We start from the raw sequence: 13,758 nt of genomic DNA, 5'->3' as shown, positions 1-13,758 counted from the left end.
TGATGAGTTGTCAAAAGCCATCTTAAATTTCGATTTATGACGGTCATCGCTGGTTATGCGCCTGATGCGTGCGCGGAGACCCCGCGGGCGAATCGGCGCCATTACGTGATGTGCCCGCCGAAGTACTTCACCGTTGAGTACTCGATCAACCCTTGGATGGATCCGGACGAACCCGTCGATGCCGACCTGGCGATGGCCCAGTGGGAAGAGCTGAAGAACACCTACGAGCGGCTCGGCCACCGGGTGGAGGTGGTGGAACCGCAGCCGGGCTTGCCGGACATGGTGTTCGCGGCGAACTCGGGCACCGTGATCGAGGGGCGCGTGCTGGGGGCGAAGTTCCGGGCCCCGCAGCGGGCAGCGGAGGCCGAGCACTTCCGCCGCTGGTTCCTCGCCCGCGGCTACCACCAGCTGGTGATGCCCTCTCGGGTCAACGAGGCGGAAGGGGATTTCGCCTGGACGGGGCAGGTGCTGCTGGCCGGTTCCGGGTTCCGCACCGATCCGGCGGCGCACGCCGAGGCGCAGGAAGTGCTCGGGGTTCCGGTGGTGTCGCTGCAGCTCGTCGATCCGCGCTACTACCACCTGGACACCGCGCTGTTCGTGCTGCGCAAGGGGGAACGCCCGCAGATCGCCTACTTCCCGGAGGCGTTCTCGGAGGGGTCCCAGCGGGTGCTGCAGCGGATGTTCCCGGACGCGGTCACCGCTACCGCGGAGGACGCGGCGTGCCTGGGGCTGAACGGGGTCTCGGACGGTCTGCACGTGGTGCTGCCGAAGGAGGCGACCCGGCTCGCCGGCGAACTGCAGGGGCGCGGTTACGAGCCGGTGCTGGTGGACATCTCCGAGCTGCGCAAGTCCGGGGGCGGGCCGAAGTGCTGCACGATGGAGCTGCACTGAGCTGAGCAGGGGGAGCCCGGGCGTCCGCGGACGCCCGGGCTCAGCTGTCACTGCTCCAGCACGGCCTGAACGCCCAGCTCGACCTTGATGGTGGGGCCGACCACCGCGATGCCCTTGGCGAGGGTGGCCTGCCAGTTCACCGAGTAGTCGTCCCGTCGCAGCTGGGTGGTGGCGGTGCCGGCGACTCGCATGTCGCCGTCGATGTCGGGGCCTTGCCACTTGCGCTGCCCCAGGTAGTTCGTCTCCAACTGCACCGGCCGCGTGGTGCCGCGGATGCTCAGCTGGCCGTCGATGGTCCACAGGTTGGACCGCACGTGCGTGAACCGGTCGCCGACGAAGTACAGGTGCGGGTAGTTCTCCACGTCGAAGAAGTCCGCCGACCGCAGGTGCTCGTCGCGCTTCTCCACACCGGTGTCGATGCTGGAGGCGTCGATGACCACCTCGATGCGGGAGTCCTGGATCCGCGGCGCCACGTCCACCACGCCGTCGAAGCGCTTGAACATGCCGTGGATCAGGGACATGCCGATGTGCTGGGCGACGAACCGGATCTCGGTGTGGTACGGGTCGAACCGGTAGCGGCCGGGCTGGGGGAGTTCCAGCGAGGCGTCGGGTTCCAGCTGGACGCGGCCCAGCTGGGTGTGCCGGTTGACGCGGATCTCGACCTGGGTGGTGAACCGCCGGAAACCGCTGGCGGTGATCGCGACCTTGTGGGTTCCGGGGGACAGCGCCGTGGCGAAGTAACCGTACTGGTCGGTGGTGCCTTCAGCGATGGGCTGGCTCATCCGGTCCACGACCGTCACGGTCGCGTCGGGGAGCAGCTGTCCGTTGGTGTCGTGGACCTGGCAGGTCAGCACACCGCTGTCGAGTGGTGTCGGGGGGAGAATAGAGCCGCCGGAGCGCGACGGCCCGCCCTCGCCGGTCGACCGACGTCGACGCAGCTTGGCGAAAATCATCTGCTTCCCTTCTGTCAGTTCGGGGCTGACGAGGTTGCGAAATCAACTACTGGCTGGCAATGCTAAGCATGTCTGTGTAACCAATTGATCATCTCCCCCTCGTTGCCTTCAGCACACCTGGTCAGCGGAACTTCGGTCGACGCCGGCTCGTTTTCACGATGAGCTGCAAAAACACCAGGAGTCCGGTCGGACTGCTGAAGTGGCCCAGTCGGTGTCCCTGAGCGGAGGCGGATACGTGCGCAGTCAGTTCAACGGCCTGAAAACCGCGCTGCTACTGGGGTCGATGAGCGCGATCGTCCTGCTGGTCGGCGCCGTGTTCGGCCGCACCGGCCTGGTCGTCGCGCTGATCGTGGCCCTGGGGATGAACGGCTACGCGTACTTCAACTCGGCCAACCTGGCCCTGCGGGCGATGCGGGCCCAGCCGGTCTCCGAAGCGGAGCAACCGGTGATGTACCGCATAGTGCGGGAGCTGGCGACCTCGGCCAAGCAGCCGATGCCCCGGCTGTACATCAGCCCGACGCAGGCCCCGAACGCGTTCGCCACCGGGCGCAACCCGCGCAACGCCGCGGTGTGCTGCACGGCCGGCATCCTGGAGCTGCTGGACGAGCGCGAGCTGCGGGCGGTGCTGGGGCACGAACTGGCGCACGTCTACAACCGGGACATCCTGATCTCTAGCGTGGCCGGCGCGTTGGCGAGCGTGGTGACGTTCCTGGCGAACTTCGGCATGTTCTTCGGCCTGGGCGGCAGCGACGAGGAGCGGCCGAACCTGTTCGCGGTGCTGTTGACGTCGTTGCTCGGCCCGGTGGCCGCGGGCGTGGTGCAGATGGCGGTGAGCCGCTCGCGGGAGTACCAGGCCGACGCCTCGGGCGCGCAGTTGACCGGGGACCCGCTGGCGTTGGCTTCCGCGTTGCGGAAGCTGGAGATGGGGACCCAGGCGGCTCCGTTGGCTCCGGAGCCGCAGGTGGTGTCCCAATCGCACTTGATGATCGCCAACCCGTTCCGGCCCGGTGAGCGGCTGGCCCGGCTGTTCTCCACCCACCCGCCGATCAGCGACCGGGTGCGCCGGCTGGAGGGCATGGCCGGCCGCCAGCTCCACAGCTGAACGGCTCAGCCCTGCGCCCCCGCTGCTCGGGCCACGCTCATCACGTACTCGCCGTAGCCCGACTTGGCGAGCGCGGCGCCCAGCGCGAAGCACTCGTCAGGGGAGATGAAGCCCATGCGCAGGGCGATCTCCTCCAAGCACGCGATCCGCACGCCCTGGCGGTGCTCCAGCACCTGGACGAATTGGGATGCTTCCACGAGGGAGTCGTGGGTGCCGGTGTCCAGCCACGCGAATCCCCGGCCGAGCTGGGTGAACTTGACCCGGCCCTGCTCGAGGTAGGTCAGGTTCACATCGGTGATCTCCAGCTCGCCGCGCGCCGAGGGGGTGAGCCCCTTGGCGATGTCCACGACCTGGTTGTCGTAGAAGTACAGGCCGGTGATGGCCATGTTGGACTTGGGCTGCTGCGGCTTCTCCACGATGGAGACGAGGTTGCCCTCGTCGTCCACCTCGCCGACGCCGTAGCGCTGGGGATCGCGGACCGGGTAGCCGAACAGGGTGCACCCGTCCAGCTCGGCGGCCGACTGCTGGAGGATCCGGGAGAAGCCCTGGCCGTAGAAGATGTTGTCGCCGAGGACGAGGGCCACCGAGTCGTCGCCGATGAAGTCGGCGCCGATGATGAACGCTTCGGCGAGTCCGTTCGGTTCGGGCTGTTCGGCGTAGCTGAGCTGGATGCCGAACTGGGTGCCGTCGCCCAGCAGGCGCTGGAACAGCGGCAGGTCGGCCGGAGTGGAGATCACCAGGACGTCCCGGATGCCGGCCAGCATCAGCACCGACAGCGGGTAGTACACCATCGGCTTGTCGTAGACCGGCAGCAGCTGCTTGGACACGGCCTGGGTGAGCGGATGCAGCCGGGTGCCGCTGCCCCCGGCCAGCACGATTCCCTTCAAGTCCGATTCCCTCCCGGGATCACCGGTAATTCTCGAACTGGAGGGCGACTTCGAAGTCGGCGGCTTTGAGCAGTTGGATCACCGCCTGCAGGTCGTCCTTCTTCTTGCTGGAGACCCGCAGCTGGTCGCCCTGGATCTGCGCCTGCACCCCCTTGGGGCCTTCGTCGCGGATCTTCTTGCTGATCTTCTTGGCGACCTCCTGGGAGATGCCCTGCACGATCTTGCCGGTGACCTTGAACACCTTGCCGGAGCTGGTCGGTTGCCCGATGTCCAGCGCCTTGAGCGAGATGCCCCGCTTGACCAGCTTCTCCTTGAAGACCTCGATGGCGGCCTTGCAGCGCTCTTCGGTTTCCGATTCGAGGGTGACCGCGTTCTCACCGGACCACTGGATCTTGGTTCCGGTGCCGCGGAAGTCGAACCGGTTGGCGAGTTCCTTGGCGGCCTGGTTCAGCGCGTTGTCGACCTCCTGGCGGTCGACCTTGCTCACCACGTCAAACGACGAGGTCGCCACGTGCTACCTCCTGGTGTGGGGGGAGTTCGTCCTGTGCCGATACGCTACCCGTCCACCCCCGTTGGATTCCGGTAGATGGCGGTATGTATCCTCTGAGTCGCAAGCTTCGCTTGCTCCGCCGGGTTGCCCGAGTGGCCAAAGGGAGCTGACTGTAAATCAGCCGGCACTGCCTACGGAGGTTCGAATCCTTCACCCGGCACTTCGAACGGGACCGGACCGGTGAGATCACCGGTCCGGTCCCGTTTTTTGGCCAGGAACCTGCGTGCTGGCCGGTTCGCCCTGGTTGGGCGGGCCATGGACCAGAGCATGGCCCGCGACTCTGTCACGCCTCCGCTTCGTAGTGGAACACCAGGTCGTTGGCGCGCATCAAGCCGTCGTTGAGGGCCTGGCGCGACTGCTCCGGCAGGGTGTCGGCGAAGTTCGGTCCGGCCGCTTTGACCAGCACCATCAGCCTCTTGGCGATGCCGCGGGCCTGGGTGAGCCGGACCTCCTCGGCCGCCAGCGCTCTGCGGGAGTCGTCGATGAGCTTGTGGTAGCGGTGGTTGAGCTCGGCGTGCTCGGCCACGACGTCGAGTGCCGCTGCCAAACCGGTCAGTTCACTGGTGCGGATTTGGACCTGGTACGGGTCAGACACGAGCCACCAGCTTAGGGGAAGAGGGGGGCCGCCTGTCGTGTTCGCGTCGGGCGGGCTGGTCCAGCGGGATTTCCGGCTAGTCTGAGGTGGTGGCGATCGATCGAGCGGCCCGGGCGCGCCGCCGCTGGCAGCGGCGCGCGGCCCAGCGGGCGGTGGAGGCCGCTGGCTCCCGGGGTTCTGCCGTGCTGGGGGTGGAGGGCCTGTTCAGCACCGGGGCCCGGCACCAGCTGGAGCACTTGGCCTGGGTGGAGGTTGCCCGGGAGGACGAGCGGGAGTCCGGTGGTGAGCCGACCGGCTCCCAGGTGATCCGGTTGCGCCGGCGATGAGCCGACAGCCGGGTGCGGGCCGATCAGCGCGCTGCGTATGTTCGGTGCGTGGGATCGAGCGCGTCTCCGGCCGGGTCTGCCGATGATGTCGGACCCAGTTATCGCAGCCAGCGGTACTGGCTGCGCTACCAGCGGTTCTTCCCCGGATCACTGCGCACGGACCTGGCCAGCGCGCCGACCGAGGAGTGGATGTCCTGGCGCGGTCGCCGGCTGCACGTCGACCGGGTGGCTCGCCCCGACGCGCCGGCCAAGCTGATCGCGCTGCACGGCATCGGCAGCTACGGGCGGATGCTCGCCGCGTACGGGCGGTTGCCGGCGTTCGCCGACCTCGAGTTCATCGCCCCCGACCTGCCGGGGTTCGGGTTGTCGGCGCGGTCGCTGCGCTCCCCGGTCTACCGGGATTGGGTGGAGTGCGCGACCGAGCTGGTCGCCGCTGAGCGGCAGCGGGACGAGCGGCCGGTGGTGCTGTTCGGGGTGAGCACCGGGGGACAGCTGGCTTACGAGGTGGCGGCCCGCTCCGGTGGCGGGGTGTCCGCGGTGATCGCGACCTGCCTGTTCGACGTGCGGCAGCGGGTGGTGCGGCGGTGCCTCGTCACCCGGCCCGCGCTGGCGTCGAGCTCGGGGGCGCTGCGGTTGGTGCCGTGGCCGCTGTCCGCCCTCCGGCTCCCGGTGAACCGGCTGACCAACGTCGCGGCGATCGCCAACCACACGCAGTTCGCCAACTTGGTCTGGGCGGACCCGCTGGCCGGCAGCAGGGGGCTGTCCCTGGCTTTCGTGCGCAGCTGGTTGGCCGGTCGTCCCGGGACTGCCCCGGAGAGCTATTCCGGGCCGCCGCTGCTGCTGGCCTGCCCGGAGGAGGACGGCTGGGTGCCGCCGCTGTTCTCGCAGCGGTTCTGCGCCCGGTTGCCGGCGGAGACCAGATCGGTGCGGCTGCGGGGGACCGGGCACCTGCCGCTCGAGGAATCGGGGTTGGCCGACCTGGACCGGGCCGTGTTCGACTTCTTCGACGAGTTCCGCTTCTGGTAGCCGATCGGTGGAGGTGCTACCGAGGAGCCGAAGTCGTTCACGGTGCGTGTTCCGGCTGCGAGTCGTTGCCCCCTGCTCAGGTTGCTGCGTTCATCATCACAATTACGAGAAGTAACAAGCTGTTTTGGCTGTTGACCGCGCGTCATCCGGACGAAAAGCATTTGCCCTGCTCAGCCGGGAAGTACCGGGAAGCGGTGCAGACCAGGTCGCTCCGGCGGCTCACCCACATACCGCAATGGAGACGAACGGGCTCTGGTCAACGGCGGCGATCATAAGTCACGATCACCCGTTAGACAGATGGTGTGCTGGCCAGAGAGGGGCGTGGATGGTCGAGCGTCAGCGCTCCGAGAGCAGGCACGCCAGGACGAGCGCAACCCGGCCCCCGGTCCGCGCCGAAGTGGAACCGCAGCGGCGGCGGATCTTCCTCCTGTTCTCCAGCCTGCTGCTCGGTGCCGGTATCTGCGCTTCGATCGGCACCGCGGTGTGGATCCCCTCGGTGTACAGCTCGGACCTGCTGCTCATCGGTCCGCTGCTGGTGATCGGTTTCCTGCTGGCCGAGTACCTGAGCATCAACCTGGACGTCAAACGGGTCGGCTGGACCATCTCCTTCTCCGAGATCCCGCTGATCCTGGGGTTGCTCACCGCTCCTTTCGAAGTGGTCCTGGCGGCCAACCTGCTCGCCGGGCTCGGCGCCCAGGTGGGGCGGCGGGCGGGCAGCCACGTCCCCTACAACACCGCGGTCCTGTGCCTGGAGATCGCCATCCCGTTCAGCGTTTCGCACGGGGTGTCGCAGCTCACCGAGCAGGTGGCTCCGCACTGGTTCGGCCCGGTGGTCGGCACCCTCACCTCTTCCCTGCTCAGCTGCGCCTTCGCCCTGGGGGCCCTGCACGTGCTCGGCGGCTCGATGCGGGTCACGGCCGGCCTGCGGCTGGCCGTGCGCACCCTGGCGGTCGGGCTGCTCAACACTTCGGTGGGGCTGGTGAGCTACCAAGTGGCGAGCTCCACCACCTGGGGGTGGCTGCTGGTGTTCCTCGTGGCGACCGCGGTGCTCGGGCTCTACCGGGCCTACTCGGGGCTGCTGCGGGAGCAGCAGGACTTGGAAGCGCTCAGCGAGGTCAGCCTCAGCGTTTCCCGGTACGCCCGGCCGCAGCAGAACCGCCCCGACGACAGCGGTGGGCTGTCGCTCGCCGAGTGGGAGCCGCTGGCCGAGCGCATCCGCGAACAGCTCAACGCCACCCGGGTGGTGATGCGGCTGCGGTTGGGGCTGAGCGGTGAGGTCAGCACGCTGGTGGCGGGCAAGCCGATGCCGGAGGGGGCTCGGGTGGCCGCGACCAGCGCGCTGCGGGACGATCCGCTGCTGCAGCTGCCGGGCAGCCACGTCAGGTCGTTCCGGATGCCGGAGGCGCCCGAGGAGGTGCGCAAGGCGCTGCGGCAGCGCGGGGCCTACGAGGCGCTGGTGGTGCCGCTGCGCGGAACCACCCAGCTGCTCGGCGCGGTGGAGGTGCACGACCGGGTCAGCAGGTGGCGCGGTTTCGGGAGGGCCGAGGTCCGCCTGCTGCACACCCTGGCGAACCACCTGGCGACCGCGATGGACAACCGCCGGTTGCTGGCCAGGCTGCGGCACGACGCCTACCACGACCCGCTGACCGGCTTGCTCAACCGGATCGGTTTCCGCGACCTGGCCGCGGACGAACTGCGCAACGGGCACACCGCCGTGGTGCTGCGCATCGACTTGGACGTGCCGAGCACGGTGAGCGAAGCGCTCGGCTACACCTGGGCGGACCGGATGGTGGTGGCCGCGGGGCAGCGGTTGCGCGAGGAACTGGGGGACGTCCCGGTGGCCCGCCTGGAGGCCAACTCGTTCGCCGTGCTGCTGCTGGACGCGCCGGCGGGGCAGCCGCACGAGCTCGCCCACCGGCTGCGCTCGGTGCTCTCCCGGCCGTACCCGCTGAACCGGATCGTGGTGGAGGCCACCGGGGTCGCCGGGTACGCGTCGTCGGCGGCCCCGGACGCCGACGACGTGGACAAGTTGCTGCAGCACGCCGACGTCGCGGTGCGGGCCGCCCGCAACAGCGAGGACAAGGTGCGCGCCTACGACCCGGCGATGGGGCAGGTCTTCCTGCGCCGCTTCCAGCTGGTCACCCAGTTCCGGCAGGCGCTGGAGTCCGGCCAGATCCAGGTGGCCTACCAGCCGAAGGTCTCGCTGCCGGAGCGGCAGGTCATCGGGGCGGAGGCGCTGGTCAGATGGGTGCACCCGGAGTACGGGCGGCTCAGCCCGGACGAGTTCGTGCCGGTGGTGGAGGCCACCGGGCTGGTGGACGCGCTCACCGCCTTCGTCCTGGAGCGCGCGCTGACCAAGGTGCGCCAGTGGTTGGACCGGGGGCTGCGGATGTCGGTGGCGGTCAACCTCTCGGTGCGCAACCTCGCCGACGAATTCCCGGACCGGGTGCGGGGCGCCCTGTACCGGCACAAGGTGCCGCCCGAGCTGCTCACCTTCGAGCTCACCGAGTCCAGCGTGATGGAGGAGCCGGAGCGCGCCCTGCCGGTGCTGCGCAGGCTGCACGCCATAGGCGTGGTGCTGGCGGTGGACGACTTCGGCACCGGCTACTCGTCCCTGGCCTACCTGCGGCAGTTGCCGGTGGACGAGGTGAAGATCGACAAGAGCTTCGTGCTGGGGATGGGCACCGATCTCGGCGACATGGCGGTCGTCCGGTCGATCGTCGAGCTGGGGCACAACCTGCACCTGGTGGTGGTCGCCGAGGGCGTGGAGGACGACGCCGCCCGCGAGCAGCTCGTCGAGCTGGGCTGCGATGTGGCCCAGGGGTACCTGATCTCCCGACCGCTGTCCGAGGAACGCCTGGAGGCGTGGTTGCAGGCGCGCACCCGCCGCAGCAAAGGCAGCTGTGCTGAGACGGTGCTCACACTTCTTCCGTGAAAATGTCCGATTCCGTGGCAAAATGGGTTCTGACCAGGGGTTTTGAAAAAGGTACCCCCCCTTTTCAAGCCCCCGGGAGGGCCATGTAAAGTCTTAATCGCTCGGCAAGAGCAACGCCCCAATAGCTCAGTCGGCAGAGCGTCTCCATGGTAAGGAGAAGGTCTACGGTTCGATTCCGTATTGGGGCTCGAGAAACAGCCGCGGTGCTCGATAGCTGGGTGCTGTGGCTGTTTTGCATGGGATATCCTGTGCTCACGGCACTGGGTATCCAGGCATGGCGGTGTAGCTCAGTCGGTAGAGCAAGCGGCTCATAATCGCTGTGTCGCCGGTTCAAGTCCGGCCACCGCTACCAAGCCGCAGGTCCGCGCAGTTCCGGGCGGGCCAGTCAGGAACCAGGATCGAGGAGAGAAAGGCACCTCCGTGGCCGCCACCGACGTTCGTCCCAAGATCACGCTGGCGTGCGAGGAGTGCAAGCACCGCAACTACATCACCAACAAGAACCGGCGGAACGACCCCGACCGGTTGGCGTTGAAGAAGTTCTGCCCGAACTGCGGTACGCACCGGACGCACAAGGAAACCCGCTGACGCGGACCTGATACCAGCTTCATTCGAGGGCTTGCCTGGTCAGGGCAAGCCCTCGTTTTTCGTCCGGCACGCTCCACCGATCTCCCTCGGCGCCTGCGGTAGCCTGCGCATGTGCCGCTAGATCCGTCATTCATCGGACGTTCTTACCCGTCCACCGAGCCGTACGAAGTCGGGCGGGAGAAGATTCGGGAATTCGCCGACGCGATCAAGGACGATTCCCCGCTGTACCGGGACGCCGAAGCGGCCAAGGCCGCCGGCTACCCGGACGTGATCGCCCCGCCGACCTTCGCGGTGATCCTGTCCATGCGCGCCCACGACGTGATCGTGGGCGACGAGCAGCTCGGCTTGGACTACAGCCGGGTGGTGCACGGGCAGCAGGAGTTCACCTACCAGCGGCCGATCTGCGCCGGAGACCAACTGGTCACCACCGCGCGGGTGGCCGACATCAAGACCCGGGCCGGGAACGACTTCCTCACCGTGGAGGCCGAGATCAGCACGGTGTCCGGGGAACCGGTCTGCACCGCCACGTCCATGCTGGTGGCCCGAGGGGCCGGCGCCGAAGGGGGGAACGCCTGATGCCGCGGTTGTCCGAAGTGGCGGTGGGGGACGAACTGCCCGGGCTGGAGATCACCGTCACCCGCGCGGACCTGGTGCGGTACGCCGGCGCTTCCGGTGACTTCAACCCCATCCACTGGAACGAGCGGTTCGCCAAGGAGGTCGGTCTGCCGGACGTGATCGCGCACGGCATGCTCACCATGGCGCTGGCCGGCCAGGTGGTCACCAAGTGGACCGGGGATCCCGGTGCGCTGCTCCGCTACGGCGTGCGGTTCACCCGCCCGGTGGTGGTCGCGGACGACGACACCGGTGCGGTGGTCGAGTTGACGGGCAAGGTCGCGGCCAAGAACGACGACGGCACGGTGAAGGTGAACATCACGGCGCGCAGCGCCGGGCAAGGCGTGCTCGGCGGGGCCAGCGCCACGGTCCGCCTGCCCGACTGAACGCGCTGCGGGAGTGCGCAGTCCCCGCCGGGTGGCTGGAACTGCGCACCGCGCCTCACTCGGCTTCGCGCAGCAGCTCGCCCATGCGCCGCACGCCTTCGACGAGGTCGTCGTCGCCGAGGGCGTAGGACATGCGGAAGTAGCCGGGGGTGCCGAACGCCTCCCCGGGCACCACCGCGACCTCGGCGTGCTCCAGGACCAGTTCGGCCAGCTGCACGCTGGTCTCCGGGCGCACGCCGCGGATCTCCTTGCCGAGCAGCCCCTTCACCGACGGGTAGGCGTAGAAGGCCCCCTGCGGCTCGGGGCAGCTGATGCCGGGGATCTCCGAGAGCATCTCGACGATCTTGCGGCGCCGCCGGTCGAAGGCGGCCCGCATCTCCGCCACCGCGTCCAGCGAGCCGGACACGGCTTCCAGCGCCGCCCGCTGGCTGACGTTGGAGACGTTCGAGGAGAGGTGGGACTGCAGGTTGGTGGCGGCCTTGATCACATCGGTCGGGCCGATCATCCAGCCGACCCGCCAGCCGGTCATCGCGTAGGTCTTGGCGACTCCGTTGAGGACGATGCAGGTGTCGGCCAGTTCCGGCACCACCGCCGGCATGGAGACGTTCCGGGCGTCGCCGTAGACGAGGTGCTCGTAGATCTCGTCCGTGACGACCCAGATGCCGTGCTCAACGGCCCACCGGCCGATCGCTTCCACCTGTTCGGGCGGGTAGATCGCCCCGGTCGGGTTGGAGGGCGAGTTGAACAGCAGCACCTTGGTGCGCGGGGTGCGGGCGGCTTCCAGCTGCTCCACGGAAGCCAGGTAGCCGGTCGATTCGTCGGTCGGCACGACCACCGGGACACCGCCGGCGAGGGTGATCGCTTCCGGGTAGGTGGTCCAGTAGGGCGCCGGCAGCAGCACCTCGTCGCCCGGGTCCAGCAGGGTCTGGAAGGCTTGGTAGACGGCCTGCTTCCCGCCGTTGGTGACCAGGACCTGGCTGGGCTCGACGGTGTAGTCGGAGTCGCGCTTGGTCTTGTCGGCGATCGCCTGGCGCAGCTCCGGCAGGCCCGCGGCGGGGCTGTAGCGGTGGTTCTTCGGGTCGGTGCACGCGGCGACGGCGGCGTCCACGATCGCCTGCGGCGTCGGGAAGTCGGGCTCGCCGGCGCCGAAGCCGATCACCGGGCGGCCGGCGGCCTTGAGGGCCTTGGCCTTGGCGTCGACGGCGAGGGTGGCGGATTCGCTGATGCCACCGATGCGTGCGGACACCCGCGGCTTCGTACTTTGCTGATTTGTTTCAGGTGCGGCCATACTTGCATCCTGGCAGACCGGATGGCTGCTCTTCCGGCACTCCCCACCTGCGGGAAGGTCGCCGCCGATCGCTTACCGGGATGCGGTTGGAGAGTGGTCATCAGCGTGCCGTACACTAGCCGAACTGAGACACCTGCTAGGATCGTGCGCGAGTACTGGGAGGCGTCAGTACATCGCGGTCAGTACCTGGCCGCTGAAGGGGTGTAGCTCAATTGGCAGAGCAGCGGTCTCCAAAACCGCAGGTTGCAGGTTCAAGTCCTGTCACCCCTGCGTCGATGCGACGGTGAGCGGAGGAAGGCTGTGAGCGAGGACCGCGAGCAGGGCCGGGAGGGGCGCAACGAGGACGCCCGTCCGTCCGGCGCTGCGGCCCGGCGCGAACGTCGTTCCTCTGCCCGCCCGGCGAGCCGGAAGGGCCGGGCTGGGGGATCGGGCTCCACCAAGCCCGGTTCCGCACGCACAACTGAGTCCAAAGGTCGGCCGACTCCGGCGCGGAGCGGTCGGCAGGGTCGGGTTTCGCCGGTCCGGCGGGTCGGACGCTTCCTTCGCGAGGTCGTCGCCGAGCTGCGGAAGGTCATCTGGCCAACCCGGAAGGAGTTGGTGACCTACACGCTCGTGGTGCTGGTCTTCGTCAGCGCCATGGTGGCGTTCGTGGCCGGTCTGGACGTGCTCTTCGCAAAGGGCGTGCTCTGGTTGTTCGGCTGAACATCTCCGGGCCCGCGCGGAGAGTGGGTACGGCGATGCTAAATAACCCGGCACGCAACGCACGAGAGGAAGCGAGACCGACTGTGACCTCCGAAGAGGGCCAGGAATCCACCGGCCTCACCAACGAGCAGGTGCACGCCGAGGCCGACCAGGCCGCTGAGGCGTCGGCCGCGGACTCGGTCGAGGCTGCTTCGGACAGCGCCGACTCCGGCGAGGACACCAGCTCGGCCAAGGACAGCGCTCAACCGTCCGACCAGGCCGGATCCGAGGAAGCCGAATCCGAAGAAGAACCGGACCCGGTTCAGGAGCTGCGGGACGCGCTGCGTCGCGCTCCTGGCCAGTGGTACGTCGTGCACTCCTACGCGGGGTACGAGAACAAGGTCAAGAGCAACCTGGAGACTCGTATCCAGACCCTCGACATGGAGGACTACATCTTCCAGGTCGAGGTGCCCACCGAGGAAGTCGCTGAGATCAAGAACGGCCAGCGTAAGCTGGTGCAGCGCAAGGTGCTTCCGGGCTACATCCTGGTCCGGATGGAGCTCAACGACGAGTCCTGGGCAGCGGTGCGCAACACCCCGGGTGTCACCGGCTTCGTCGGAGCCACCTCGAAGCCGTCGCCGCTGTCCCTCGACGAAGTCCTGAAGTTCCTTGCTCCGCAGGTCGAGAAGCCGAAGGCGGAGAGCAAGAAGGCCAAGGCTGAGGCAGCTCAGCCCACGGTCGAGGTCGACTTCGAGGTGGGCGAGTCGGTCACCGTCATGGACGGTCCGTTCGCGACCTTGCCGGCGACGATCAGCGAGGTCAACCCCGACACCCAGAAGCTCAAGGTGCTGGTGTCGATCTTTGGCCGGGAAACTCCGGTTGAGCTGTCGTTCAACCAGGTCTCCAAGATCTGACCCACGTCCTCCGCGGAAGTGGGGGCT

General features: G+C 68.2%; 15 protein-coding genes and 4 tRNA genes. 14 read left to right on the top strand and 5 right to left on the bottom strand.

Going from position 1 to position 13,758, the window contains the following annotated elements; all coding sequences use genetic code 11:
• The first annotated feature begins 36 nt into the window (after positions 1 to 36).
• On the top strand, positions 37 to 891 hold the full coding sequence (gene ddaH / locus SREC43747_RS0100240) for a dimethylargininase (protein ID WP_037331088.1): 855 nt from the start codon (positions 37 to 39) through the stop codon (positions 889 to 891).
• A 47-nt stretch (positions 892 to 938) separates the two neighbouring features.
• Here the strand turns inward: ddaH and SREC43747_RS0100235 are convergent, their stop codons facing one another.
• On the bottom strand, positions 939 to 1,844 hold the full coding sequence (locus tag SREC43747_RS0100235) for a YceI family protein (protein WP_029719143.1): 906 nt from the start codon (positions 1,842 to 1,844) through the stop codon (positions 939 to 941).
• Positions 1,845 to 2,079: 235 nt separating this feature from the next.
• Here SREC43747_RS0100235 and htpX point away from each other — a divergent pair, with 235 nt between their 5' ends.
• Complete coding sequence (gene htpX / locus SREC43747_RS0100230) at positions 2,080 to 2,946, top strand: zinc metalloprotease HtpX (RefSeq protein WP_029719142.1); 867 nt, start codon at positions 2,080 to 2,082, stop codon at positions 2,944 to 2,946.
• A 5-nt stretch (positions 2,947 to 2,951) separates the two neighbouring features.
• On the opposite strand, the gene rfbA is transcribed toward htpX, so the two are convergent.
• Positions 2,952 to 3,833, bottom strand: coding sequence for a glucose-1-phosphate thymidylyltransferase RfbA (rfbA, locus tag SREC43747_RS0100225; protein WP_029719141.1), 882 nt, complete (start codon positions 3,831 to 3,833; stop codon positions 2,952 to 2,954).
• Between the two features lie 19 nt (positions 3,834 to 3,852).
• The gene (locus SREC43747_RS0100220; protein WP_029719140.1) at positions 3,853 to 4,344 is read right to left on the bottom strand and encodes a YajQ family cyclic di-GMP-binding protein; all 492 of its coding nucleotides are present in this window, start codon (positions 4,342 to 4,344) and stop codon (positions 3,853 to 3,855) included.
• Between the two features lie 117 nt (positions 4,345 to 4,461).
• Between SREC43747_RS0100220 and SREC43747_RS0100215 the strand changes: the two genes are divergently transcribed.
• Positions 4,462 to 4,543, top strand: a tRNA-Tyr gene (locus SREC43747_RS0100215).
• A 123-nt stretch (positions 4,544 to 4,666) separates the two neighbouring features.
• Here SREC43747_RS0100215 and SREC43747_RS0100210 read toward each other — a convergent pair.
• Positions 4,667 to 4,978 carry a hypothetical protein gene (locus SREC43747_RS0100210; RefSeq protein WP_029719139.1) on the bottom strand — a complete coding sequence of 104 codons (312 nt, stop codon included), beginning with the start codon at positions 4,976 to 4,978 and terminating at the stop codon, positions 4,667 to 4,669.
• Between the two features lie 89 nt (positions 4,979 to 5,067).
• Here SREC43747_RS0100210 and SREC43747_RS0100205 point away from each other — a divergent pair, with 89 nt between their 5' ends.
• The 8 genes from SREC43747_RS0100205 to SREC43747_RS0100170 all read left to right on the top strand — a co-directional run bounded on the left by SREC43747_RS0100205 (position 5,068) and on the right by SREC43747_RS0100170 (position 10,848).
• Complete coding sequence (locus SREC43747_RS0100205; RefSeq protein WP_029719138.1) at positions 5,068 to 5,304, top strand: hypothetical protein; 237 nt, start codon at positions 5,068 to 5,070, stop codon at positions 5,302 to 5,304.
• A 48-nt stretch (positions 5,305 to 5,352) separates the two neighbouring features.
• On the top strand, positions 5,353 to 6,330 hold the full coding sequence (locus tag SREC43747_RS0100200; protein WP_236622944.1) for an alpha/beta hydrolase: 978 nt from the start codon (positions 5,353 to 5,355) through the stop codon (positions 6,328 to 6,330).
• Between the two features lie 325 nt (positions 6,331 to 6,655).
• Positions 6,656 to 9,265: a putative bifunctional diguanylate cyclase/phosphodiesterase gene (locus tag SREC43747_RS0100195; RefSeq protein ID WP_029719136.1), complete on the top strand. Its 2,610-nt coding sequence runs from the start codon at positions 6,656 to 6,658 to the stop codon at positions 9,263 to 9,265.
• Between the two features lie 115 nt (positions 9,266 to 9,380).
• A tRNA-Thr gene (locus SREC43747_RS0100190) sits at positions 9,381 to 9,453 on the top strand.
• Positions 9,454 to 9,541: 88 nt separating this feature from the next.
• Positions 9,542 to 9,617: transfer RNA gene (locus SREC43747_RS0100185), tRNA-Met, on the top strand.
• 68 nt (positions 9,618 to 9,685) lie between these two features.
• Entirely contained in the window at positions 9,686 to 9,850 is a 165-nt protein-coding gene (rpmG, locus tag SREC43747_RS0100180) for a 50S ribosomal protein L33 (RefSeq protein ID WP_029719135.1), read from the top strand.
• A gap of 111 nt (positions 9,851 to 9,961) precedes the next feature.
• The gene (locus SREC43747_RS0100175) at positions 9,962 to 10,426 is read left to right on the top strand and encodes a MaoC family dehydratase N-terminal domain-containing protein (RefSeq protein WP_029719134.1); all 465 of its coding nucleotides are present in this window, start codon (positions 9,962 to 9,964) and stop codon (positions 10,424 to 10,426) included.
• Positions 10,426 to 10,848: a MaoC family dehydratase gene (locus SREC43747_RS0100170; RefSeq protein WP_029719133.1), complete on the top strand. Its 423-nt coding sequence runs from the start codon at positions 10,426 to 10,428 to the stop codon at positions 10,846 to 10,848. Before SREC43747_RS0100175 ends, SREC43747_RS0100170 begins: the two co-directional genes overlap by 1 nt.
• Positions 10,849 to 10,903: 55 nt before the next feature.
• Here SREC43747_RS0100170 and SREC43747_RS0100165 read toward each other — a convergent pair whose 3' ends face one another.
• Positions 10,904 to 12,136, bottom strand: coding sequence for a pyridoxal phosphate-dependent aminotransferase (locus SREC43747_RS0100165; RefSeq protein WP_029719132.1), 1,233 nt, complete (start codon positions 12,134 to 12,136; stop codon positions 10,904 to 10,906).
• A 197-nt stretch (positions 12,137 to 12,333) separates the two neighbouring features.
• Here SREC43747_RS0100165 and SREC43747_RS0100160 point away from each other — a divergent pair.
• The 3 genes from SREC43747_RS0100160 (at position 12,334) to nusG (ending at position 13,731) form a co-directional block, all read left to right on the top strand.
• A tRNA-Trp gene (locus SREC43747_RS0100160) sits at positions 12,334 to 12,406 on the top strand.
• A gap of 30 nt (positions 12,407 to 12,436) precedes the next feature.
• Complete coding sequence (secE, locus tag SREC43747_RS0100155; RefSeq protein WP_029719131.1) at positions 12,437 to 12,838, top strand: preprotein translocase subunit SecE; 402 nt, start codon at positions 12,437 to 12,439, stop codon at positions 12,836 to 12,838.
• A gap of 83 nt (positions 12,839 to 12,921) precedes the next feature.
• Positions 12,922 to 13,731, top strand: a complete 810-nt coding sequence (gene nusG, locus SREC43747_RS0100150) for a transcription termination/antitermination protein NusG (protein ID WP_029719130.1) — start codon at positions 12,922 to 12,924, stop codon at positions 13,729 to 13,731.
• Positions 13,732 to 13,758 lie beyond the last annotated feature (27 nt).

The organism is Saccharopolyspora rectivirgula DSM 43747, from assembly GCF_000497205.1.
GTDB classification, from domain to species: domain Bacteria; phylum Actinomycetota; class Actinomycetes; order Mycobacteriales; family Pseudonocardiaceae; genus Saccharopolyspora; species Saccharopolyspora rectivirgula.
This window is presented reverse-complemented; position numbering and strand designations above follow the sequence as displayed.

Bases quoted from the DNA above. Each gene is read 5' to 3' on its own strand.
- ddaH (WP_037331088.1), top strand. From the start codon at position 37: ATGACGGTCATCGCTGGTTATGCGCCTGATGCGTGCGCGGAGACCCCG.
- SREC43747_RS0100195 (WP_029719136.1), top strand. From the start codon at position 6,656: ATGGTCGAGCGTCAGCGCTCCGAGAGCAGGCACGCCAGGACGAGCGCA.
- SREC43747_RS0100165 (WP_029719132.1), bottom strand. From the start codon at position 12,136: ATGGCCGCACCTGAAACAAATCAGCAAAGTACGAAGCCGCGGGTGTCC.
- SREC43747_RS0100235 (WP_029719143.1), bottom strand. From the start codon at position 1,844: ATGATTTTCGCCAAGCTGCGTCGACGTCGGTCGACCGGCGAGGGCGGG.
- SREC43747_RS0100170 (WP_029719133.1), top strand. From the start codon at position 10,426: ATGCCGCGGTTGTCCGAAGTGGCGGTGGGGGACGAACTGCCCGGGCTG.